Origin of the sequence: Streptomyces sp. NBC_01176 (assembly GCF_045039825.1) — a bacterium.
Lineage (GTDB): Bacteria > Actinomycetota > Actinomycetes > Streptomycetales > Streptomycetaceae > Streptomyces.
This window is the reverse complement of the sequence record NZ_CP108600.1, coordinates 8726235-8747784: the sequence shown is the minus strand read 5'-3', so window position 1 is coordinate 8747784 and position 21550 is coordinate 8726235. Positions and strand designations below refer to the sequence as shown.

The 21550-nt window shown below is 70.6% G+C and carries 18 protein-coding genes; 11 read left to right on the top strand and 7 right to left on the bottom strand.

Annotated features, from left to right (window positions below; translation table 11 throughout):
* Nucleotides 1–114 precede the first annotated feature (114 nt).
* Nucleotides 115–2193 carry a potassium-transporting ATPase subunit KdpB gene (gene kdpB, locus OG199_RS38050; RefSeq protein WP_405833403.1) on the top strand — a complete coding sequence of 693 codons (2079 nt, stop codon included), beginning with the start codon at nt 115–117 and terminating at the stop codon, nt 2191–2193.
* A 45-nt stretch (nt 2194–2238) separates the two neighbouring features.
* Here kdpB and OG199_RS38045 read toward each other — a convergent pair whose 3' ends face one another.
* The gene (locus OG199_RS38045; RefSeq protein WP_405833401.1) at nt 2239–3054 is read right to left on the bottom strand and encodes a DUF899 family protein; all 816 of its coding nucleotides are present in this window, start codon (nt 3052–3054) and stop codon (nt 2239–2241) included.
* Nucleotides 3055–3293: 239 nt separating this feature from the next.
* Between OG199_RS38045 and OG199_RS38040 the strand changes: the two genes are divergently transcribed.
* Nucleotides 3294–4148: an oxidoreductase gene (locus OG199_RS38040; protein ID WP_405833399.1), complete on the top strand. Its 855-nt coding sequence runs from the start codon at nt 3294–3296 to the stop codon at nt 4146–4148.
* Between the two features lie 51 nt (nt 4149–4199).
* Nucleotides 4200–5651, top strand: coding sequence for an aldehyde dehydrogenase (locus OG199_RS38035; protein WP_356799025.1), 1452 nt, complete (start codon nt 4200–4202; stop codon nt 5649–5651).
* Between the two features lie 155 nt (nt 5652–5806).
* Here OG199_RS38035 and OG199_RS38030 read toward each other — a convergent pair whose 3' ends face one another.
* The gene (locus OG199_RS38030) at nt 5807–8263 is read right to left on the bottom strand and encodes an ATP-binding cassette domain-containing protein (RefSeq protein WP_405833397.1); all 2457 of its coding nucleotides are present in this window, start codon (nt 8261–8263) and stop codon (nt 5807–5809) included.
* 80 nt (nt 8264–8343) lie between these two features.
* Here OG199_RS38030 and OG199_RS38025 point away from each other — a divergent pair, with 80 nt between their 5' ends.
* Both OG199_RS38025 and OG199_RS38020 read left to right on the top strand, forming a co-directional pair.
* Nucleotides 8344–9132 (top strand): TioE family transcriptional regulator, encoded by a 789-nt coding sequence (locus tag OG199_RS38025; RefSeq protein ID WP_356798921.1) that lies wholly within the window; start codon nt 8344–8346, stop codon nt 9130–9132.
* Between the two features lie 64 nt (nt 9133–9196).
* Nucleotides 9197–9490 (top strand): MFS transporter, encoded by a 294-nt coding sequence (locus OG199_RS38020; RefSeq protein ID WP_405833395.1) that lies wholly within the window; start codon nt 9197–9199, stop codon nt 9488–9490.
* A gap of 187 nt (nt 9491–9677) precedes the next feature.
* Here the strand turns inward: OG199_RS38020 and OG199_RS38015 are convergent, their stop codons facing one another.
* Nucleotides 9678–10496, bottom strand: coding sequence for a DUF2637 domain-containing protein (locus OG199_RS38015; protein ID WP_356798925.1), 819 nt, complete (start codon nt 10494–10496; stop codon nt 9678–9680).
* 458 nt (nt 10497–10954) lie between these two features.
* On the opposite strand from OG199_RS38015, the gene OG199_RS38010 reads away from it, so the two are divergent.
* The 5 genes from OG199_RS38010 (at nt 10955) to dhaK (ending at nt 15637) form a co-directional block, all read left to right on the top strand.
* On the top strand, nt 10955–12049 hold the full coding sequence (locus OG199_RS38010; RefSeq protein ID WP_405833393.1) for an NADH:flavin oxidoreductase/NADH oxidase: 1095 nt from the start codon (nt 10955–10957) through the stop codon (nt 12047–12049).
* A 118-nt stretch (nt 12050–12167) separates the two neighbouring features.
* A complete protein-coding gene (locus tag OG199_RS38005; protein ID WP_356798929.1) occupies nt 12168–13028 on the top strand; it encodes a class II fructose-bisphosphate aldolase in 861 nt (286 codons plus the stop codon).
* A 4-nt stretch (nt 13029–13032) separates the two neighbouring features.
* Entirely contained in the window at nt 13033–13890 is an 858-nt protein-coding gene (locus tag OG199_RS38000) for an HAD-IA family hydrolase (protein ID WP_405833390.1), read from the top strand.
* Nucleotides 13891–13912: 22 nt separating this feature from the next.
* The gene (gene dhaL, locus OG199_RS37995; RefSeq protein ID WP_356798933.1) at nt 13913–14569 is read left to right on the top strand and encodes a dihydroxyacetone kinase subunit DhaL; all 657 of its coding nucleotides are present in this window, start codon (nt 13913–13915) and stop codon (nt 14567–14569) included.
* A gap of 72 nt (nt 14570–14641) precedes the next feature.
* Nucleotides 14642–15637 (top strand): dihydroxyacetone kinase subunit DhaK, encoded by a 996-nt coding sequence (gene dhaK, locus OG199_RS37990; protein ID WP_405833388.1) that lies wholly within the window; start codon nt 14642–14644, stop codon nt 15635–15637.
* Between the two features lie 116 nt (nt 15638–15753).
* Here the strand turns inward: dhaK and OG199_RS37985 are convergent, their stop codons facing one another.
* The 3 genes from OG199_RS37985 to OG199_RS37975 form a co-directional block, all read right to left on the bottom strand.
* Nucleotides 15754–17844 (bottom strand): glycosyl hydrolase family 28-related protein, encoded by a 2091-nt coding sequence (locus OG199_RS37985; protein ID WP_405833386.1) that lies wholly within the window; start codon nt 17842–17844, stop codon nt 15754–15756.
* Nucleotides 17845–18134: 290 nt separating this feature from the next.
* Nucleotides 18135–18911, bottom strand: coding sequence for a DUF1963 domain-containing protein (locus OG199_RS37980; RefSeq protein WP_405833384.1), 777 nt, complete (start codon nt 18909–18911; stop codon nt 18135–18137).
* Between the two features lie 113 nt (nt 18912–19024).
* The gene (locus OG199_RS37975) at nt 19025–19300 is read right to left on the bottom strand and encodes a hypothetical protein (protein ID WP_401802098.1); all 276 of its coding nucleotides are present in this window, start codon (nt 19298–19300) and stop codon (nt 19025–19027) included.
* Between the two features lie 245 nt (nt 19301–19545).
* On the opposite strand from OG199_RS37975, the gene ppk2 reads away from it, so the two are divergent.
* On the top strand, nt 19546–20499 hold the full coding sequence (gene ppk2, locus OG199_RS37970; protein WP_356798943.1) for a polyphosphate kinase 2: 954 nt from the start codon (nt 19546–19548) through the stop codon (nt 20497–20499).
* A 598-nt stretch (nt 20500–21097) separates the two neighbouring features.
* On the opposite strand, the gene OG199_RS37965 is transcribed toward ppk2, so the two are convergent.
* On the bottom strand, nt 21098–21478 hold the full coding sequence (locus tag OG199_RS37965) for a hypothetical protein (protein ID WP_405833381.1): 381 nt from the start codon (nt 21476–21478) through the stop codon (nt 21098–21100).
* Between the last annotated feature and the right edge of the window lie 72 nt (nt 21479–21550).

Below are 21550 nucleotides of genomic sequence, written 5' to 3'. Positions count from 1 at the left end.
CCGTCGGCGTGCGCAGCGCACCGGCCCGGTTCCCACCGAGGCTCGAAGGTCCCGATGATTCCCGCCGCTCCCCCGCAAGCCCCGCCGTCCCGCGTCCCCGAATCGGAGGGAGGGATGAGACGCCGGGCGCCGAGCGGACTGTTCGAACCCGCCCAGCTCGTGCGGTCCCTGCCCGAGGCACTGCGCAAACTGCACCCGCGGGCCCTGGTGAAGAACCCGGTGCTGTTCGTCGTGTCCGTGGGAGCCGTCCTCACGACCCTGTCCGCGGTACTCCACCCCACCCTCTTCACCTGGGTCATCAGCGGCTGGCTGTGGCTGACGGTGATCTTCGCGAACCTCGCGGAGGCCGTCGCCGAGGGCCGCGGCAGGGCGCAGGCCGAATCGCTCCGCAAAGCCCGTACGGACACGGTCGCGCTGCGCCTCCGGCACTGGAACTACGGCACCGACCCGCACCACGCCGACACCGAGGCCGTGGCCGCCACCGGCCTCAGACCGCTCGACGTCGTCCTGGTCGAGGCCGGCGAGGTCATCCCTGCCGACGGCGACGTCATCGACGGCGTCGCGGCCGTCGACGAATCCGCCGTCACGGGGGAGTCCGCGCCCGTCATCCGCGAGTCGGGCGGCGACCGCAGTGGGGTCACGGGCGGTACCACGGTCCTCTCGGACCGGATCGTCGTCCGCGTCAGCGCCCGCCCCGGACACTCCTTCCTGGACCGGATGATCGCTCTCGTCGAAGGCGCCTCCCGGCAGAAGACCCCGAACGAGATCGCGCTGAACATCCTGCTCGCCGCGCTCACGATCATCTTCGTCCTGGTGGTCGTCACCCTCCAGCCGATGGCCGAGTACGCCGGCGCCGCCCAGTCCACCACCGTTCTTGTCGCGCTCCTGGTCACCCTCATCCCGACGACGATCGGCGCGCTGCTGTCCGCGATCGGCATCGCGGGCATGGACCGGCTCGTCCAGCGCAACGTGCTCGCCATGTCCGGCCGCGCGGTCGAGGCCGCGGGCGACGTGGGCACCCTCCTCCTCGACAAGACCGGCACCATCACCCTGGGCAACCGCGAGGCAGCCGCCTTCGTCCCGCTGCCCGGCGTCGAGGAGGGCCGACTCGCCGCCGCCGCCCAGCTGTCGTCCCTGGCCGACGAGACACCGGAGGGCCGCTCCGTCGTCGTACTGGCGAAGGAGCGGTACGGGCTGCGGGCGCCCGCCGAGGGGGAGCTGCACCATGCCCGGTGGGTGAGGTTCAGCGCGCAGACCCGGATGAGCGGCGTCGACCTGCGCTGGGACAACGGTGCGGTGTGCGCGATCCGCAAGGGCGCCGCCCAGCAGGTGATCGAGTGGATGGAGATGTACGGGGCCCAAGTACCGCCCGAGGCGCGGTCGTTCGCGAATGCGGTGGCCGGTTCGGGCGGCACCCCGCTGCTGGTGGCGGTGTACGACTGGGAAGGCCCCCGGGTGTTGGGCCTGATCCATCTCAAGGACGTGGTCAAGGACGGGATCCGTGAGCGCTTCGCCGAGCTGCGCCGCATGGGCATCCGTACGGTGATGATCACCGGCGACAACCCGCTCACCGCCCGCGCCATCGCCGAGGAGGCGGGTGTGGACGACTACTTGGCCGAGGCGACCCCGGAGGACAAGCTCGCGCTGATCAAACGCGAGCAGGAGGGCGGCAAGCTCGTCGCGATGACCGGGGACGGCACGAACGACGCGCCGGCGCTGGCCCAGGCCGACGTGGGCGTGGCCATGAACACCGGCACCTCGGCGGCCAAGGAAGCCGGGAACATGGTCGACCTGGACTCCAACCCCACCAAGCTCATCGAGATCGTCCAGATCGGCAAGCAGTTGCTCATCACGCGGGGCGCGTTGACGACCTTCTCCATCACCAACGACGTGGCGAAGTACTTCGCGATCATCCCGGCGATGTTCGCGGGTGCCTACCCGGGCCTGAGGTCGCTCAACGTCATGGGCCTGCACAGCCCGACGTCCGCGATCACCTCGGCGATCATCTTCAACGCGCTGATCATCGTCGCGCTGATCCCGCTCGCGCTGCGGGGGGTGCGCTACACGCCGTCGTCGGCGCACGACCTGCTGCGGCGCAACCTCATGCTGTACGGCCTCGGCGGACTCGTCCTGCCCTTCGTCGGCATCAAGCTGATCGACCTGCTGATCTCCCGAGTGCCCGGGCTGGGATGAGGGGGCTCCTCGTCCGCGGCCCTGGGCGTCGTCGGGGAAGACTCGTCAGTGGTGGTGGCCGTGGCGGCCGAGGGTCTCCACGGGGGTCGCGCCGGGGCGGCTCCACTGCGGCACGGGGCGGCTGGTCGGGCCCCAGGTGGCGACGCCGTCGGCGTCCGAGCGCCAGTACCAGCAGGCCTGGCGGCCCACGGCCGGGTGCCCCTCGCGGACGTCGCCGAGCACGGTCCGGCCGTCGGGGTTGTCCTCCCACGCCTCGCCGCGACCGTAGGACGTCATGTCGAGCAGGGCGAGGGACCCGTTGACCGCCTCGTTGCCACGGCCCGTCGTGGAGTACGTCAGGAACACGCGGTCGCCGTCGCGCAGGAAGCAGGCGATGTGCCCCATTCCGCCGCCGACCGGCGCCTCCACGTCGCGCACCGAGTACCAGGGCTGGGTGTAGCCCATGAACTCGACGTAGGAGGCCACCTCGTCCCAACGGCCCGTGGTCAGGATGGCCAGCGAGACGCCGCGGGCGTTGAGATAGACGGCGTCCTTCAGGTGCCAGGCCGTGGTGGTGCAACCCTCGCACTGCCCCTGGTGCGGCGCGCCGTCGTGCCACATGTGCTGGTAGACCACGAGCTCGTCGCGGCCCTGGAACAGGTCCAGGAACGGGACCGGGCCGTCGGGTCCGACGACCTCGACCGTCCCGTCGAGCTCGACCATCGGCAGCCGGCGGCGGGCCGCGGCGAGGGCGTCGCCCTCGCGGGTGTGGGCCTTCTCGCGGACGAGCAGCTCCTCGCGGGCCGCCTGCCAGGTGGCCAGGTCGACGACCGGCGGCTTGCCGGTGAGGGCGCTGCTCGCGTGGCCGGGCGTGGTCGTCATGGTGTCCTCCGCGGTGTGTCGTGCCGGGCGGCGTCGTCCGACATCCCACGACGCTCACCGGAACAGACTCGATCCCCGCCCAAAACTCATCGCTGCACTTCACTCCCCAATAGTCATCTGTGAGGCGCACCACTCGGAGCTACCGCAACAGAGATGTTGTAGTTATTGTCGAAGAATCCACATTGGAGTCGCGACCTGGAGCGAGCAGTGAACAGATCCCACGAAATGAGGAGTACGCGATGTCACGGACTTGGCTGATCACCGGTGGTTCGCAGGGCCTGGGCAGGGCTCTGGCCCTCGCCGCTCTGGAGGCCGGCGACCAGGTCGTGGTCACCTCCCGCAAGCCGGAGGCGCTGGCCTCCCTGAGAGCGGACCACCGGGAACGACTGGAGACCGTCGCGCTGGACGTCACCTCCGCGTCCCAGTGCCGGGACGTGGTCGCCGCGACGGTGGAACGGTTCGGGTCGGTCGACGTGGTGGTCAACAACGCCGGTTACGCCACCAGCGGTTCGATCGAGCACTTTCCCGAGGACGAGTTCCGCGCGCAGGTCGAGGCGAACCTGTACGGCGTGGTGAACGTGACCCGGGCGGTGCTGCCGGTGATGCGCCGCCGGCGGTCCGGGCACGTCGTACAGATCTCCTCCATCGGCGGACGCGTGGGCGGCACGCCCGGTCTGAGCGCCTACCAGACGGCCAAGTTCGCCGTGGAGGGCTTCTCCGAGGTCCTCGCGGGCGAGGTGGCCCCGTTCGGTGTCAAGGTCACCATCGTCGAGCCGGGTGGCATCCGCACCGGCTGGGCCGCGGGCGCGGCGGAGCCGTCCGGGCCGGTGACCCCCGACTACGAGCAGACGGTGGGCGCGTGGCTGGCCATGTTCGCGAAGTACGCCGGGAACGAGCCCGGCGACCCGGACCGTATGGCCCGCGCGATCCTCGGCGCGGTGGACGCCGAGGAGCCCCCGCGCCGGCTTCTGCTCGGCAGCGACGCGCTGGGGATCGCCATCCGCTCGGAAGAGGCCCGTCTCGCCGAGGCGAAGGAGTGGGCCGAGGTCAGCCACTCCACGGACTACCCCACGAACCCCTCCGCCGCCGCCTGACACCAGCACGTCTCACTTGAAGGAGCCGAGAAAGACATGAACCGAAAAGACATGGCTGTGCGCGACAAGCTGTACATCGGCGGCTCCTGGGCCGACCCCAGTGACCCGGACCTGCGGCTCGACATCCGCTCCCCGCACGACCAGTCCGTGCTGGGCACCGTGGCGCAGGCCGCGCCCGCCGACGTGGACGCGGCCGTCGCCGCGGCCCGCGAGGCCTTCGACCACGGTCCCTGGCCGCGCACCACGCCCGAGGAGCGCCAGGAGATCGTCCGCCGCTACGACGCCCTGCGCGCGGCGCGCGCCGACGAGGTCGCCGAGGCCATCTCGGTGGAGAACGGTTCGGCCGGCTGGTTCACCAGGGCCGGCCAGCCGTTCCTGACCCGTCAGGTCCACGCGTACCTCAGGGCGGCCGAGGAGTTCGGGTGGGAGGAGGTCGTCGAGCCCTCGGACGCGTCGGTGGAATTCGACACCATCGTGCGGCGGGAGGCGATCGGGGTGGTCGCCGCGGTCATCCCGTGGAACTCGCCGTTCTCGGCGGCCACCGCCAAGCTGATCCCGGCCCTGCTGGCCGGCAACACCGTGGTCCTCAAGGTCTCCCCCGAGAACTCCCTGAGCATGATGCTGCTGGCGGACCTCTGGCACCGGTCCGGGCTTCCCGAGGGCGTCCTCAGCATTCTTCCGGCGGACCGTGGGACCAGTGAGTACCTCGTCTCCCACCCCGGCGTGGACAAGATCTCCTTCACCGGTTCGACGCGGGCCGGCCGGCGTATCGCCTCGATAGCCGGTGAGCACCTCAAGCGGGTCGGTCTGGAGCTGGGCGGCAAGTCCGCGGCACTGATCATGGAGGACGCGGACCTGGGTGCGGCCGTGCAGGGCCTGCGTTTCGGTTCGCTCGGCAACAACGGCGAGGCCTGCATTCTGCAGACCCGCATCCTCGCCCCCCGCAGCCGGTACGAGGAGGTCGTCGCCGCGCTGAAGGAGATGGTCGAGTCCCTGAAGGTCGGCGACCCCTCCGCCCCGGACACGTTCATCGGTCCGATGATCCGCCGGGACCAGCAGCAGCGCGTGATCGACTACATCACCGTCGGAATCGAGGAGGGTGCCCGCCTGGTGACCGGCGGCCCGCAGGTCCCCGAGGGCCTGGAGAAGGGCAACTACGTCACCCCGACCGTCTTCGCCGACGTCGACAACTCCATGCGCATCGCCCAGGAGGAGATCTTCGGCCCGGTCCTGGCGGTCATCGCCTACGACGACGAGGACGACGCCGTACGGATCGCGAACGACTCCGAGTACGGCCTGTCCGGCGGCGTCTGGACCGCGGACCCGGAGCGTGCCCTGGCCGTCGCGCGCCGGCTGCGCACCGGCACGGTCACCGTGAACGGCTCACCGATGAGCTTCGACGGCCCGTTCGGCGGCTACAAGGCGAGCGGTCTCGGCCGCGAGTACGGCGAGGTCGGCCTCACCGGCTACGTCGAGCACAAGACCATCACCCGCAACCGCTAAGGGCTGTCCCGTACTCCCCGACCGCGGACGGAGCCGTGCGCCCCGCCGAGCCCCGCCCGCGACGATGTCGACGCCTTCAGTACCCCCGCGGCGCCGGACGCTCCCACCCCTCCGCCGACAGGGCGAAGGCCGTTCAAGCGCGTGTGCGCGTCGCCTCAGGCGCCGACATAGCGCGCGAGGTGCTCGCCCGTGAGGGTGGAGCGGGCGGCGACCAGTTCGGCCGGAGTGCCCTCGAAGACGACCTCGCCGCCGTCATGACCCGCGCCGGGGCCGAGGTCGACGATCCAGTCGGCGTGGGCCATGACCGCCTGGTGGTGCTCGACGACGATGACCGACCTGCCGGCGTCCACGAGGCGGTCGAGCAGGGCGAGCAGCCGCTCGACGTCGGCCAGGTGCAGGCCGCTGGTCGGCTCGTCGAGGATGTAGACGCTGCTCGTCCCGGCCATGTGGCCCGCCAACTTGAGGCGTTGCCGCTCGCCGCCGGAGAGGGTGGTGAGCGGCTGGCCGAGGCCGAGATAGCCCAGGCCGACGTCGGCGAGCCGGTCGAGGACGGCGGTCGCGGCCGGCGTACGCGCGGGACCACGGCGGAAGAACTCCGCCGCCTCGGTCACCGGCATCGCGAACACCTCGCTGATGTCCCGGCCGCCGAGCCGGTACCGGAGCACCGACGCCTGGAACCGCTTGCCCTCGCACTCCTCGCAGACGGTGGCGACACCGGCCATGATCGCCAGGTCGGTGTAGATGACGCCGGCGCCCTTGCAAGTGGGGCAGGCTCCCTCGGAGTTGGGGCTGAACAGCGCGGGCCTGACACCGTTGGCCCTGGCGAACGCCTTGCGGATCGGTTCGAGCACGCCGGTGCAGGTGGCCGGGTTGCTGCGACGGGAGCCCTTGAGGGGCGACTGGTCCACCGTGACCACGCCGTCCCGGCCGGCCACCGAGCCGTGGATCAGGGAGGTCTTGCCGGAGCCCGCGACCCCGGTGACCACGGTGAGTACGCCGAGCGGGAGGTCCACGTCGACGTCGCGCAGGTTGTGGGCGTTCGCGCCGCGCACCTCCAGCACACCGGACCGCTCGCGCACCGACGGCTTCACCGAGGCCCGGTCGTCCAGGTGCCGTCCGGTGAGGGTGCCGCCGGCCCGCAGCCCCTCGACGGTGCCCTCGAAGACCACCTCGCCGCCGCGCGGGCCGGCCTGCGGTCCGAGGTCGACGACGTGGTCGGCGATCAGGATCGTCTGCGGCTTGTGCTCCACGACCAGCACGGTGTTGCCCTTGTCGCGCAGTCGCAGGAGCAGCTCGTTCATGCGCTGGATGTCGTGCGGGTGCAGGCCGACGGTGGGCTCGTCGAAGACATAGGTGACGTCGGTGAGCGCGGAGCCGAGGTGGCGGACCATCTTGGTGCGCTGTGCCTCACCGCCCGACAGCGAGCTCGACGACCGGTCGAGCGAGAGGTAGCCGAGGCCGATCTCGACGAACGAGTCGAGGTTCTCGGCGAGCACCGTGACCAGCGACGCGACCGACGGGTCGGTCAACCCACGGACCCACGCGGCGAGGTCGCTGATCTGCGTCGCGCAGGCGTCGGCGATGCTGACGCCGTCGATCTTCGCGGACCGGGCCGTCTCGCTGAGCCGGGTGCCATCGCACCCGGGGCAGACCGAGAACGTCACCGCCCGCTCCACGAAGGCGCGGATGTGCGGCTGGAGCGTCTCCTTGTCCTTGGTCAGGAAGGATCTCCGCACCCGCGCGAGGAGGCCTTCGTAGGTGGTGTTGATCCCCCTCACCTCGACCTTGACCGGGTCCCGGTGCAGGAAGTCGTACCGCTCCTGCTCGGTGTACTCGCGGATCGGCTTGGCGGGGTCGAGGAAGCCGGACTCGGTGAACGACCGCACCACCCAGCCGTCGGCCTTCCATCCGGGGACGGTGATCGCGCCGCCGGCCAGGGACCTGGAGTCGTCGAGGAGTTGGGCGGGGTCGATGTCCGAGACGCTGCCCAGGCCCTCGCAGCGCAGGCACATGCCGCCGACGACACTGAACTCCTTCTCGGTCTTCTTGCCGTTCACCACCAGCACGCCCGACCCGTCGGCCGAGGCGACGTTGAAGGCGAACGCCTTCTGCGTGCCGATGTACGGCTCGACGAGCCGGCTGAAGAGAATGCGCAGCAGCGCGCCGACGTCGGTGGCGGTGCCGACCGTCGAGCGCACGTGGGCGCCCATCGGCTGCTGGTCGACCAGGATCGCGGTGGTCAGTCCGTCGAGCACGTCGACTTCGGGCCGCGCCAGGGTGGGCATGAAGCCTTGGACGAAGGCGCTGTACGTCTCGTTGATCAGCCGTCGCGACTCCGCGGCGATCGTGTCGAACACCAGGGAACTCTTGCCCGATCCGGAGACTCCGGTGAACACCGTCAGCCGCCGCTTCGGGATCTCGACGTGGACGTTCTTGAGGTTGTTCTCCCGTGCCCCGTGGACACGGATCAGATCGTGGCTGTCGGCGGCACGCTGCGCGGGCGGCCGAGTGTCCGTCCCCGTGCCGGCCGTCGCGGTGTCCCTCCCGTGTGCCGGACGCGGCACGCCTTCGTCGTACGACGTGGTGGCGAATTCCTGAACTTCCGGGTTCATGGGTCTCAAGCGTATCCCTGCAAGGCTGGTTGAGACTTTTCGGAAGGTATCCCAGGAGCGGTCGTCTAAAGTCTCAAACCATGAAGTACCTGCGCCCGTTCGATCTGGCCCGCGAGCACGGCATCTCGACCCAGGCGGTGCGCAACTACGAGCGGGACGGGTTCCTCCCGCTCGCCGAGCGCACCCCGTCCGGCTACCGGACCTACACCGAGACCCACGCGGTGGCCCTGCGCACCTACTTGGCGCTCGTCCAGGCCCACGGTCATGCCGAGGGCGGGCAGATCATGCGGTCGCTCAACGCGGGCGAACTGGACGCCGCGCTGACGGCCGTCGACCGAGGCCACGCCCAACTGCTGCGCGACCGGGGGACGCTGGACGCGGTCGGACAGGCCGTCGAGCATCTGATCTCCGGCCCCGGTCCCGCCGGGCACGCTCCCCCCGGCCGCGAGCCGCTCAGTATCGGCGAACTCGCGCGCCGCCTGGGCGTCACCGCGGCCACCCTCCGCAACTGGGAGTCGGCGGGCATCCTCACACCCGTCCGGGAGCCGGTCACCGGACATCGCTCGTACGGCGCCCCCGACGTCCGCGACGCGGAACTGGCCCACCTCCTCAGGCGCGGCGGCCATCCGCTGGAACACATCCGCACGGTGGTGCGGCAGATCCGCACGGCCGGCGGCACCGAGGCGCTGTCCGCCGCCCTCGACGACTGGCGGCGACGGCTCACCGCCCGCGGGGTGGCGATGCTCGACGCGGCGGCCCGGCTCGCCGGGTACGTGTCCCTCCGGGGCATCACCCCGGCGACGCCCGCGGCCCGGCCCGCGGCCACCGCGGAACCGGCTCCACCGCCGGCGGACCGGCCGACGCGTTGAGACGTCGTGGGGCGGCCGGCGGGCGTGCGCGGGCGGCCCGAGTGCCGGTTCCCTCAAGGGTCCCGTGCTCGAGGAGGTGACGTACCGGGTGGCCGCGGAGCGGGTGGCCGCCTTCACGGAGGCGATGTCGTCGCTGGCCGTGTCCCGGCGTCGCACCGGCGCCTCGCACTGGTCGCTGTACCGGGACGCGGAGGACGAGGGTTCCTGGGTCGAGGTCTTCGAGGTGCCCTCCTGGGAGGAGCACCTCCGTCAGCACGAGGGCCGGATCACCGGGTACGACGCGGACCTGATCCAGCAGGCACGGGAGCTGTCGGAGCAGGCACCCGCCGTGCGGCATCTCGTGCCGCCGCCGGTCTGACGCCCGCGCGTACGACCGACGACCGGCGTTCTCCACGCCGTGTCGCCGCCGGACGTGCTTCCCGCACGGGACGGCATCCGAAGAAGCGGGGACGGGATCTCGTCACCGCTGCTGACCTGCTGGTCAGCTCCCCCTGCCCAGCAGGGGGAGCCCCATGGAGGAATTGACCGGAGGACGGCGGGGCGAATCAGGGGCGGGGCGGTTTCCGGGTGCTCGAACCGCTCTTGCCCTCAACACGCCCTGGGGGCGGGGGGTCTTGGCGCTGCCGATGGCGCGACGTGTGCTGGCGGGGTGGTCGGGTCAGGGTGATCTGACGGACCAGTTGTTGGAAGCAGGTCAGGGACGCCAGGGCCGGTACGACCGCCGCGGCCACACCGGTGATGGTCTTGTGGGCGTCGGCCACGCAGAACATCATGGCGACGGAGGAGAACAGCAGAACGACGTACCACGAGTGCACGGCACGGCGTTGGTGCAGGGCGGCTCGCAGGACGGAGAGCGAGGCCACCATCCAGGGGCCGTACACGAGAAGGGGCCACCAGGGCCCCGAGCCGCTCTGGGTGGTGGACGCGATGTGCCGCAGAGGCGCGTACGCCACCATTCCACCGAAGACACTGACCATCGACACGATGACCGCGGCGACCGCGGCGATCACGAAGCTCACGGTCTGCAGCCAGGTGAAGCGGGGTTTACGGACCCGCACCTTCCGATGCCCGGCCGAGGAGCGTCGGATGGGCGGCAACTCGGCAGTGATCTGCGCCAGGTTGTCCATCGGTTCACTGATGAATTCGTCGCCGTACGACGGCTCGCTGCGGGGTGGCGGCACGGTGGCCTCCTGCTCCGCCGCCGCGGCGTCCTGCAGGAGGTAGGTGAGCTCCTCGACCGGGTCCCAGCCCTGTTCGTACAGGGCGTCGGCGGGACCGCCGTGCCGGCCGGTACCCGTCCCACCGGGGTATACGGGAGGTTGTTCATATCGAGCGAAGGAGAGATCCGGATAGTCGTCATTCACAGAAAATTCCGCCCTGTCGGATCAGGGCCGGGTGACAGCCGGAACGTCCCCATCGGGCGACGAGGACGCGGCAGCGGGCATGTAGGTGTATCGCCCGAACGTCACAGCTCGGGCCGCGGACGGGCTCTCCACCGCCGCTCCGGAGAGCGACGGGTCAAAAAGACTTGCTTGGGTCATATTCCATTAACGCTGGTCAGCTCCCGCGGATGTGCGGCAAACGAGTGACCGCAAGCCTGCGGAAAAATTCACGAAAGCGTCTTTATTGATCCACAGCCGATGGTTCTTCCGAGCACTCCCGCGGGAGCCCTGGAGGCCGCGTGGCCCCAGCACCCGCCGGGCCGCCAAGATGCGTCCCGCACCCCGTGCGGTGACACTTTTCTGGTGGCCTCGCGCGCCGCACAGGGTCTCCGGGGCGTTGCGACCGGTCTCGTAGCCGTCCCGTCCTCCCTGGAGATTCCGTGAGCCAGCTCTTCCAGCCGCTGACCCTGCGTGGCGTGACGATCCCCAACCGGGTCTGGATGTCGCCGATGATGCAGTACTCCGCACCTGCCCAGGGCCCGGAGACCGGCACACCCACCGACTGGCATCTCCAGCACCTGGTCTCGCGCGCGGTGGGCGGAGCCGGCCTGGTCATGGTGGAGGCCACCTCCGTCAGCGCGGAAGGCCGCAGCAGCGCCTACGACCTCGGACTGTGGAACGACGGGCAACCGCCGGCCTTCGCCCGCGTGGTCCGCGCACTGAGCGATTCCGGTGCGGTACCGGCGATCCAGCTCAACCACCCCGGCCGCAAGGCGGGTATCGGACGCCCCTGGTCCGACGCCCATCCGCCGCGCCCCGGCCTGCGGCGGGTGGGCCCGAGTCCGATCGCGTTCGGAACGGTCCCCGCGCCCCACGAACTCACCACCCACGCCATCACCACGGTCGTCGACGAGTTCGCGCAGGCCGCCCGGCGCGCGCACCTGGCCGGGTTCCGCGCCCTGGAGATCCACGGCGCGCACGGCTACCTCGTCCACTCCTTCCTCTCCCCCCAGACCAACCACCGCACCGACGCCTACGGCGGCGACCTGGAACGGCGCATGCGCTTCGCACTGGAGGTGGTGGACGCCGTCCGCGCCCAATGGCCGCAGGAACTCCCGCTGTTCTTCCGCACGTCGGCGACCGACTGGCTCGCCGGGCACGGCACCGAGACCCGGCCCGGCTGGACCGTCGACGACACCACGCACCTCGCCCGGGAACTCATGGCCCACGGAGTGGATCTGCTGGACGTCTCCACCGGCGGCATCGTGCCCGACGCCACCATCCCCGTCAGCCCCGGCTATCAGGTGACCTTCTCGGCGCAGGTGCGCGCACGGACCGGCATCCCCACCGCGGCCGTGGGCCTCATCACCCGGCCCGAACAGGCCGAGAAGATCATCGCCCTCGGTGAGGCCGACGCCGTCTTCCTCGGGCGAGAACTGCTGCGCGACCCGTACTGGCCCCGCAACGCCGCTCACTCCCTGGGCGCCACCGTGCCCGCACCACCGCAGTACGCCCGCGCGTTCCCCGGCCGCTGACGACTGCCCCGCGGGCACCGTGAACCGCCCGCGATCCGCCCGGACCCGGGCTAAAAGTGGCGGGGCGTGACGCACGGGCGTGGAATGGAGGGGGTGGGGGCGCAACCGTGGAGGTGCCATGGGTGTGACACCGCTGCCGGAGATTCTCTCCGCGCCATTCGACGAGCGCTATGCCGTACCCGCCATCAACGTGTTCAACGACCTCACGCTGGAGGCCGTACTGGCCGCTGCCGTGGAGAACGCGTCGCCGCTGATCGTGCAGACGTCCGTGAAGACGGTCAAGTCCATCGGCAGCGACGTGCTTTACGCCATGTGGACCGCGATGACCGCGGGCATCGAGGTTCCTGTCGCCCTGCACCTGGATCACTGTCCGGAACGCGAGGTCATCACCGAGTGCCTGCGGCGGGGGTGGAACTCGGTGCTCTTCGACGCCTCCACGCTGCCGGTCGAGGAGAACATGCGGCAGACCGTCGAGGTCGTCGCGGAGGCTCGTGCGTACGGGGCGGCGGTCGAGGGCGAAATCGAGTCGATCACCGGTGTGGAGGACGGCGTCGGCAGCGACACGGCCGCCCGGCAGCAGGATCTCTCGGTCGCGCTGGAGTTCCTGCGGACCACGCAGGTCGACGTCTTCGCACCGGCGATCGGGAACGCCCACGGGTCGTACAGACAGGCACCGGTGCTCGATGCGCAGCGCGTGTCCGATCTCGTGGCCGCCCATCCGGTACCGATCGCGCTGCACGGCGGCAGCGGACTGTCCGACGAGCAGTTCCGTGACCTGATCTCCCGGGGGTGCGCGAAGGTCAACATCTCGACCGCGCTCAAGGAGACGTTCATGAAGTCCGGTCTGGCCTTCCTCGAGACGGCGGCGGAGCGGCAGAAATGGGATCCGCCGTCGCTCTTCCGGGCCGTCCGCCAGGATGTCATCGAGTTGGCCGGTTCCCTGATGAGGCTCTTCGGCAGCGCCGGGCGGGTGGGCTGAGGCCATGCCCGCGCTCGTCTTCGACTGCGACGGAGTCCTCGCCGACACCGAACGCCACGGACATCTGCCCGCGTTCAACGAGACCTTCGCGGAATTCGGGCTGCCCGTGCGGTGGAGCAACCAGGAGTACGCGGAGAAGGTGAAGGTCGGCGGCGGCAAGGAGAGGATGCGGACACTCCTGACACCCGACTTCGTCGCTGCCGCCGGTCTGCCCGCCGACCCGGCCGCACTCGAGGAGCGGGTCCAGGGCTGGCACCGGCGCAAGACCGAGATCTACACCGGCATCATCCGCAGCGGACGCATTCCGCCCAGGCCCGGCGTACGGCGGGTCGCCGCGGAGGCACACGAGGCCGGGTGGACGCTCGCTGTCGCCTCCACCTCCGCGGAGGCGTCCGTCCGCAGCGTGCTCGAACTCGCCATGGGTTCCGAACTGGCCTCCCACTTCAGCGTGTTCGCGGGGGACGTGGTCCAGCGGAAGAAGCCCGCACCGGACATCTACGCCTTCGCCGTGCAGCGGCTCGGCCTCGCTCCCGAGTCGGCCGTCGCCATCGAGGACAGCCGCAACGGAATGCTGTCCGCACTCGGTGCCGGACTGGTCTGCGCCGTCACGACCAGCGCCTACACCGGGGAGGAGGACTTCACAGGGGCCTCCCTGGTGGTCACTTCGCTCGGCGATCCGTCGCCGGAGGAGACCGTCACCCGGGTGCTGAGCGATCCGCTGGGCGTCCGCCCGGGGCCATGGGTGGCGCTCGCCGACCTGGCCGCCCTGCTCACCGCCGGCGGCGACGAGGGCTCCACCACATCGGGTCCGACCGGGCCGCCCGGCGCCGCGCCGCCCGGTCCGCATCCTCGTTCGCAATGACGTCGCGGCAGTCAGGAGAATCATGCCATCGCCATCGCCACCCGTCGGCGACCTCGCCTTCGTCGTCCGGACCATGGCCCGGACGGCCGTCGACAACGAGAAGGCATTCGGTGACCTCGACGCCGTCGCGGGCGACGGGGACTTCGGGTACTCACTCGCCCGCGGCTTCGAGATCGTGCTCGCCGACTGGAACGCCCTCGCGGCGGATTCACCGGCCGACTTCCTGAAGAAGGTCGCTCTGGTGATCTCCAAACGAGTCGGCGGCACGTCGGGGCCGCTCTGGGGCACAGCCTTTCTGAGGGCGTCCGGGGCGGTGAAGGACCGGCCGGAGCCGACGGCCGCGGACGCGGTGGCCATGCTGCGGGCCGCGGCCGAGGGGATCAAGGCGCGGGGCAGGTCCGACCTCGGCGACAAGACGCTGCTGGACGCGTTGATACCGATGACCGACGCGCTGGAACAGCGGCTGGCCGGCGACGGACCGGCGGCCGGCGCGGCGGAACTCGCCCGGCTGGCCGCCACGACGGCACGTACCGCGGCGGACGCGACGACACCGATGCGGGCCCGACGCGGCCGGCAGAGCTACACCGGTGAGCGCAGCATCGGCTCGCCGGACCCGGGCGCGGTGGCGGTCGCGGTCATGGCGGAGCGCGTCGCGGCCGAGTGGGACGCGCGCGACTGACGGCGGACGACGGGCCCGGCTTTCGGACGGCCCCGCCAGGATCCGGGACCGGCACCACGAAGGAGTGGCGGGATGAAGAAGTTCGTCAACGACCCCAAGGACTACGTGGCGCAGATGCTGGAGGGGCTGGCTCTGGCCAACCCCGGGACACTGAAGTACGTCCCCGAGTACAACCTGATCATGCGCGCCGACGCCCCGCGGGAGAACAAGGTCTCCATCGTGCAGGGTTCCGGGTCCGGTCACGAGCCGGCGCACGTGATGACCGTCGGCAGGGGAATGCTCGACGCGGCCTGTCCGGGCGACGTGTTCGCCGCGCCGCCGGCCGACTCCGTCTACGAGACGGTCAAGCTGGTCGCCTCTGCGAAGGGTGTGCTGCTGCTCGTCAACAACTACACCGGGGACCGGATGGCCTTCGAGATGGCGGAGGAGCTGTCCCAGGCCGACGGGGTGACCGTCCGTACTCTCTTCATCGACGACGACGTGGCCGTGCAGGACTCGACGTACACCGTCGGCCGGCGCGGGGTGGCCGGCAACTTCTTCGTGATGAAGGCCGTCGGCGCGGCCGCGGAGCGGGGTGCGGACCTCGACGAGGTGCACCGGATCGGAGAGAAGGTCAACTCCGTCACCCGTTCCATTGGCATGGCGCTCACCGCCTGCACGCCGCCGGCGAAGGGGTCGCCGCTGTTCGAACTGCCCGAGGACGCGGTCGAGATGGGCGTGGGCATCCACGGCGAGCCCGGTCGCAGGCGCGAGAAGCTCCGGTCCGCGGACGCGATGGTGAGCGAACTCGTCGACGCGGTGGTCGACGACCTGCCGTACGTCTCCGGTGACCGCGTCGCCCTGATGGTCAACGGCCTCGGCGGCACACCGATCGGCGAGCTCTACCTGGTGTACGGGCGGGCTCACCGGCAACTGGCCGGGCGGGGCATCGAGATCGGGCGCAGCTACGTGGGCGAGTACTGCACCTCGCTCGACATGGCCGGAGCCTCCGTCACGCTGGTCCGGCTGGACGACGAGATCTCCGGTCTGCTCGCCGACCCCGCCGAGATCCCGATGCGTGTGTTCTGAGGGCCGACGCCCGCGCTTCCCGCTCCGACGTCCCGGTCCGCTGTGCGGCGCGGCGGTGCGCACGGTCGTCGGCTGCGGCGACCGTGCGCACCGTGACGCTCAGGGACGGACGCCGGTCACCAGGGCGCCGGGGCCGGTGGCGGGACCACCGGGGGCCGGTCGTCGCAGGTGATGGTGTTCGGCAGTTCCCAGGACGCCATCCAGGCGCCCGTCGTGCCGCCTCCGTCGTTGCCCCCGAGGTCCTGCGCCGCGAACTCGGAGCCCGTGGACGGGAAGTTGAACGATCCGCAGTTGTTGATGCCGACCGCGCCGACATTGCGGGCGTCCACGTTCTCGAAGGTCGCCGAGCCGGCGGAGCGGGCGCTGAGTACGGACGTGCCGGTTCCGTCCACGCGGATGTCCTTGAAGTGGACGCCCCGGATCGCGTACTTGTCCTTCACGGGGAAGTCGGAGACCAGCATGACCGCGTTGTAGGTGCTGTCGAGGAAGTGGTCGCCGGTGACCTCGATGTCGGCGTCGATGTCCCGTTCCAGGGCGTAGAACCAGATGGCGCCGAGCCCGATCTTCCAGTTGAGCTCGAACGGGCCGGAGCGGGCCGTGGTGTTGTCCGTGATCCACAGGTGTCCGGTGAACGGCTCGGCGCCGAAGCGGGAGCCGACCTGGATGGCGCTGCCCTCCCTGATGGGGTCGGCGACGAGGTTTCCGGTGACCGTGTTGTCGGTACCGCCGTAGAGAGCGATGCCGTTGGCGAGGACGGGCGTCTGCACGGTGTTGTGGGCGAAGACGTTGCGCGCGTTGCCGGTCTTCTCCGACCACATGGCCAGGCCGTCGTCACCGCTGTTGCGGACGAAGGTGTCCGAGACGGTGGAATCGGTGACCCCGGTATGGAAGTTGAGGCCGTCGGCGATCTGGTCGACGATCACGTTGCGCGTGATGCGCAGGCGCTTCATCGGGCCGTCGAACCACATGCCGACCTTGGTGTGGTGCAGATAGAGGCCGTCGATCGTCGAGTCGCTGAGGGCGCCACCGACGGCGTTGACCTGGTCGGTGTCGATGCGTTCACGGACGTCGCCCTCGACGGCGAAGCCGGACAGGTGGACGTCGTGACTGCCGCCGTCCGCCGCGTCCTTGCCGTAGAAGCCGACGCCGGTGTGGACGGAGCCGTCGGGGGCCGGGGTGTCCAGGGTGACCTGGTGGCCCTTGACGATCGTGTACCAGCTGCCCGCTCCGACGATCGTCACGTCGTCCACGACGATGTGCCGGTTCACCTGGTAGGTGCCTGGCGGCAGGTAGACGTCGAGGTGCCGCTTCTTGGCGTACGCGATGGCCCGGTCGAAGGCGTCGCCCGCGTCGCGCCGGCCGGTGGGGTCGGCACCGAACGCGAGAACGTTCGCCGCACGCACCTCGACGTGCGGCGCGGCCACGAGTTGCGTGTCGAGCACGTCGATCACGGTCCAGGCCGCGGCGCTGCCCTTGGGCGCCGTGAGGCGGACGGTGTCGCCCGCCCCGTACCGCTTGCCGAGCAGCAGCCGCTGCTCGTCGTAGAAGTGGCTGGGCCTGAACGGCTTGTCGACGGTGGGCGTCGGGGTGGTGGCGGCGGGGACGCATCCGCACTCGGTGATCCACCAGTCCGGGTGCAGCAGGTCGGCCCGGGGGTCGTTGGTGAACGGGTACTGGTTGTAGAGCCACGAGTACCGCGAGGTGAGCGTCATCGTGGAGCGGTGTCTGCCGTCGACGGCGACGTCGAGCGGTGCCGTGATGCCACCGCCTTCGGGCGCGTCGGGGATGCTGTAGCGCACGGTGAGGGCGTTGGCGGCGCGCGGCAGCGTGAACTCGACGTACTGGCCCGGCTTCAGGCGTACCGCGGTCCGGCCCGACGCCTCGGAGGGCAGGGTGTAGGCGGTGCGGTCGGGGCCTATGACGGTGCCGTCGGTCGACGCGTTCTCCGCCTCCTGCTCGGCGAAGTCCACCGCGGCTCCGCGCCCCGCGACCAGGGCGGGATCGAGCGCGGCCCGGGTCACCGCCGGGGTGCCCACGCCGGTGCCGTGCCCGGGGGACGCCGGGGCCGCGAGGGCTGCCGGGGCCGGAGCACCGAGCAGGAGAACGAGTCCGGCGGCCGCCGCCGTCACCACCGTGGCGATTCTGGCCGGTTTCCGCGCGTGGCCGCGGACCCGCTCCGCCGCCGCGCGCGTGCTGTACCGCGACATCAGATTCTCGTTTCTCTCGGAACGGACGAACGAGGACGGACGTGGGAGGAGCACGGTCGAACAGCGCCGGCTGAAGCCGGTGGACGCGCATGCGGAGACACTGGGGCCGCTCTGCATGCGGACGTGTGGAGGGACGGGCCGTGCCGGTGCGGTGACAGTAGGGCGTCGCCGGGCGCCCTCACAAGACGCCGGACGCCTCTTTCCAGCTTTCAGTACGAATTCTGCGTTGAATCATCGATTTCTTGCAAGGGCTCGACGGAGGTCGCGGAGGGGTCGGCCCGGCCGTCGGCTCAGCACTGCTGCACGCACTGGAGGTTCTCCCACCGCCCGGCGGCGATGTCCTCGCGGGTGGCCACCAACAGGTTCAGTGTGAACAGGTTGTAGTCGACGCCGTTTCCGGATATCTGGGCCAGGAGCACCAGCCCGTCCTGGTCGGGCGCCTCCTGCCACTGGTCGGAGAACCCGCCGATCTGCGCGACGGCGTGGGGCGCCGGCCCGCCGTGGACACTGTTGACGACCGCTTCCACGAAGCAGTCCAACACCTCGTCGTCCTCCTCTCTCCCGTCCTCGAAGGCCTCCGCCGCCGGAGAGCCGTACCAGTCGTGGTCGATGGTCAGACCCGGCAGGGCGTACAGCGGGCGGGGCTCGTACTTCGCGGCCTCGTGATCGTCCAGACCTTCGGGCGGTGGGCGCTCCGCGGTCGGGACACCGGCGGGAACGTGGAGAACGGCCGAGTCGTCCGGCTCGTACTTGAAGGTGGTGAAGAACAACAGTTCCCCGTCCGCGGGGAGTTCGATGTCGAGGCAGTCACGGGGCAGGGCCGCGCAGTCGACGCTCAGCACGAAGGGTCCGGCCCCGTCGGGCCATTCCACACCTTCGGGCAGCGAGGGAAGCCCGCCCGTGCGGCCGGCCGGCCGGAGGTCCGCCCGGCCGTGCTCCGGCAGGTCCTCGTACTTCACCAGGAGGACACAGGGCCGCAGCAGCCCCGCCAACTCCCTTGCCACGGTTGCCGGAACGCCGTGCTCCGCGGCCAGCTCGGTAAGGATGTGCTCGTTGATGAATGCCATGCCGGTGATCGTGTCAGGAGCCACCGACAACGGACCGGGCGGTTCTCGGGAGAGGACCGCCCGGGGACCCGAAATGAGGAGTTCGTACTCGCTGCCGCCCTTGTGGCGGGAGTTCAGGCGTGGGCGTTGTGCGATGCGGCGTGGTGGGCGGGCCGGCCCGTCTTGGGCGGCTCAAGGCGTCGCAGGGACAGGGCGGCGGTGAGGAGCAGGCCGCTGAAGACGGTGAGGAGGAGGGCGGAGACCCACATCTGCCGGCTTCCGGGCGACTGCCAGGCCGTCCAGAGGGTGGCTGCGCTCCACAGCAGGATGCCCACCATGTAGAAGGTGCGGACGCGGTGCAGTTGTCGCACGGCCCGCAGGAACATGACGCGTTCGGTCTTCGGTGCCATGGCGGGCCGTGTACCCCTATTCGACGGGACCACCGGCCGGGGCGGACTTTCCGCACCCGCGTCCCGCAACTTTCCAGGTGGCAGGCCGGAAAGCCGACTCGCCGGCTGCGGAGGCCTTCTCCGTCCTGGCTGGCTGTGGTGGCGCGGGGCGGATGACTGGTCCGCGGGTTCCAGGGAACCGGGCAAGGCACGCGTGCGTTCGAGCACGGGTGGATCACGTGGGGCCGGGGCGAGGGGTTCGAGCGATGAACGAGGCTCAGAGGTCGTTGCTGGACGGGCTGACCGTGGACGAGACCAGTCCCGAACAGCCGGTACTGCTGGACGGGGCAGGCGGCCCGATAGCGACATGGCGGGAGAACCATCCCTACGACCGCAAGGTCCGGCGCAGGGAATACGAACGGCAAAAGCGCGTCCTGCAGATCGAGATGCTCAAGCTGCAGCGCTGGGCCAGGGACACCGGCGCCCGCCTGATCGTCGTCTGCGAAGGGCGGGACGCCGCGGGCAAGGGCGGCACCATCCACCGGTTCACCGAACGGCTCAACCCCCGCAGCGCCCGCATCGTCGCCCTGGACAAGCCCACCGAACGAGAAACGGGACAGTGGTACTTCCAGCGGTACACCGCGCACCTGCCCGCACCGGGCGAGCTCGTCTTCTTCGACCGCTCCTGGTACAACCGGGCCGGTGTGGAGCGCGTCATGGGCTACTGCACCGGACCCCAGTACGAGCTCTTCCTCCGGCAGTGCCCCCGCTTCGAGGAGATGCTCATCGAAGACGGCATGACGCTGGTGAAGTTCTGGTTCTCCGTCTCCCGCGGTGAGCAGCGGACCCGTTTCGCCATCCGCCAGGTCGACCCCGTGCGGCAGTGGAAGCTCTCGCCCACCGACCTCGACTCCCTGGACCACTGGGACGACTACACCGTCGCCAAGATCGAGATGTTCCGTGCCACCGACACCGAACACGCCCCGTGGACCGTCGTGAAGAGCAACGACAAGCGCCGTGCCCGCCTCGAAGCCATGCGCAGCCTCCTCGCCCGCGTCGACTACGCCAGCAAGGACCCCGAGGCGGTCGGAACACCGGACCCGCTCATCGTCGGCCCGGCCGACACCCTCCTCGAGCCCGGCGAGGAGGAGTCCGCCCTCTCCCCCACGCCTCTCGCCCGCCACACCGAGGGACCCGGAAAGCACCCGACGGCCGGCTGACCGAGGCGACCCGGTCTCCGCTCGGGGCATGTCATGGATGCGGCCGAGGAGCGGGACTCTCGATCGTGCCGGCGAAGACGCTGAGCATCTGCCTGAGCTCCGTGAGGGCTTCGGTGTCATCGCCCGGGTGGGGTTGGCACGGAGACGGGGCCCCGCGCGGGACCCGCGGAACCCGCGTCGACGCCCGAGCCCGGCTGCGCCCCGCCCTGGACCGGCTGCGGGAGCAGTCGCACCCCGAGTGGCGGCCCGGTCCGGCCCTCAAGGCGGCGGCCGACCAGTACGCGCTGTTCACCCCCTACGCTCCTGATCTGACGCGCGCCGTGACGGCCTTCGACGAATGGATCAGCGGTCCCCTCCCACCGGACGCAGGGTGGCTGGTGGGTGTGGCGGGGCCCGGACCGCGCCGCCGGTCGAGGGACGTCTCGGCCCGAAGTGCGATCGGCCGGTACCTCAGGGCCTCGTCGGCGATCTCCTCCGCCGACGAGGCCCTGGAGGCGCCTGCCGTCCTGTCTCGACACAGCGTCCCTGTCGGCATCCACCAGTCGGACTCCGCCTGGGTCATGAGGACGGGCGGCCGCCCACCACCCTGTGAACAGGCTCAGTAGGCGTAGATCGATGTCGCCTTGATCCGCCTGTACGCGCCCCATGTCGTGCACAAGGTGGTGCTGGACTTGTTGTACTGGGTGCCGTGTGCGGCGATCCGCCAGCCCGGGTAGGCGACGAAGCCGCCGCCCTTCTTGTACAGACCGCCGTTGCCACCCATGGTGTAACCCTCCAGCAGGTAGTGGTACCCGGCCGCGGAGCGCAGGTACACACACCCGTCGGCGTGCTGGTAGGTGCCGTAGAACGTCCCCGTCCGTGAGGCGGCCGCTGCCGGCGTGGCCGCCTCACGGACCGGGGCGGCCGCGGCCGGCACCGCGGCACCCAGCATGAGGGTCAACGTGCCCGCGGCCAGGGCCGCTGTCTTCCTCCTGGTCATGATCCCTGCCTTCTCCGGTGCTCCGCGTAGAGGGGCTCCGGCGTTGGGGTGAGGTGACGCCAGTGGCATCAC

What these genes read in the sequence shown, in the direction of transcription:
- kdpB (WP_405833403.1), top strand. Translation starts at nt 115, where the DNA reads ATGAGACGCCGGGCGCCGAGCGGACTGTTCGAACCCGCCCAGCTCGTG.
- OG199_RS38045 (WP_405833401.1), bottom strand. Translation starts at nt 3,054, where the DNA reads ATGACGACCACGCCCGGCCACGCGAGCAGCGCCCTCACCGGCAAGCCG.
- OG199_RS38040 (WP_405833399.1), top strand. Translation starts at nt 3,294, where the DNA reads ATGTCACGGACTTGGCTGATCACCGGTGGTTCGCAGGGCCTGGGCAGG.
- OG199_RS38035 (WP_356799025.1), top strand. Translation starts at nt 4,200, where the DNA reads ATGGCTGTGCGCGACAAGCTGTACATCGGCGGCTCCTGGGCCGACCCC.
- OG199_RS38030 (WP_405833397.1), bottom strand. Translation starts at nt 8,263, where the DNA reads ATGAACCCGGAAGTTCAGGAATTCGCCACCACGTCGTACGACGAAGGC.
- OG199_RS38025 (WP_356798921.1), top strand. Translation starts at nt 8,344, where the DNA reads ATGAAGTACCTGCGCCCGTTCGATCTGGCCCGCGAGCACGGCATCTCG.
- OG199_RS38005 (WP_356798929.1), top strand. Translation starts at nt 12,168, where the DNA reads ATGGGTGTGACACCGCTGCCGGAGATTCTCTCCGCGCCATTCGACGAG.
- OG199_RS38000 (WP_405833390.1), top strand. Translation starts at nt 13,033, where the DNA reads ATGCCCGCGCTCGTCTTCGACTGCGACGGAGTCCTCGCCGACACCGAA.
- dhaL (WP_356798933.1), top strand. Translation starts at nt 13,913, where the DNA reads ATGCCATCGCCATCGCCACCCGTCGGCGACCTCGCCTTCGTCGTCCGG.
- dhaK (WP_405833388.1), top strand. Translation starts at nt 14,642, where the DNA reads ATGAAGAAGTTCGTCAACGACCCCAAGGACTACGTGGCGCAGATGCTG.
- OG199_RS37985 (WP_405833386.1), bottom strand. Translation starts at nt 17,844, where the DNA reads ATGTCGCGGTACAGCACGCGCGCGGCGGCGGAGCGGGTCCGCGGCCAC.
- OG199_RS37980 (WP_405833384.1), bottom strand. Translation starts at nt 18,911, where the DNA reads ATGGCATTCATCAACGAGCACATCCTTACCGAGCTGGCCGCGGAGCAC.
- OG199_RS37975 (WP_401802098.1), bottom strand. Translation starts at nt 19,300, where the DNA reads ATGGCACCGAAGACCGAACGCGTCATGTTCCTGCGGGCCGTGCGACAA.
- ppk2 (WP_356798943.1), top strand. Translation starts at nt 19,546, where the DNA reads ATGAACGAGGCTCAGAGGTCGTTGCTGGACGGGCTGACCGTGGACGAG.
- OG199_RS37965 (WP_405833381.1), bottom strand. Translation starts at nt 21,478, where the DNA reads ATGACCAGGAGGAAGACAGCGGCCCTGGCCGCGGGCACGTTGACCCTC.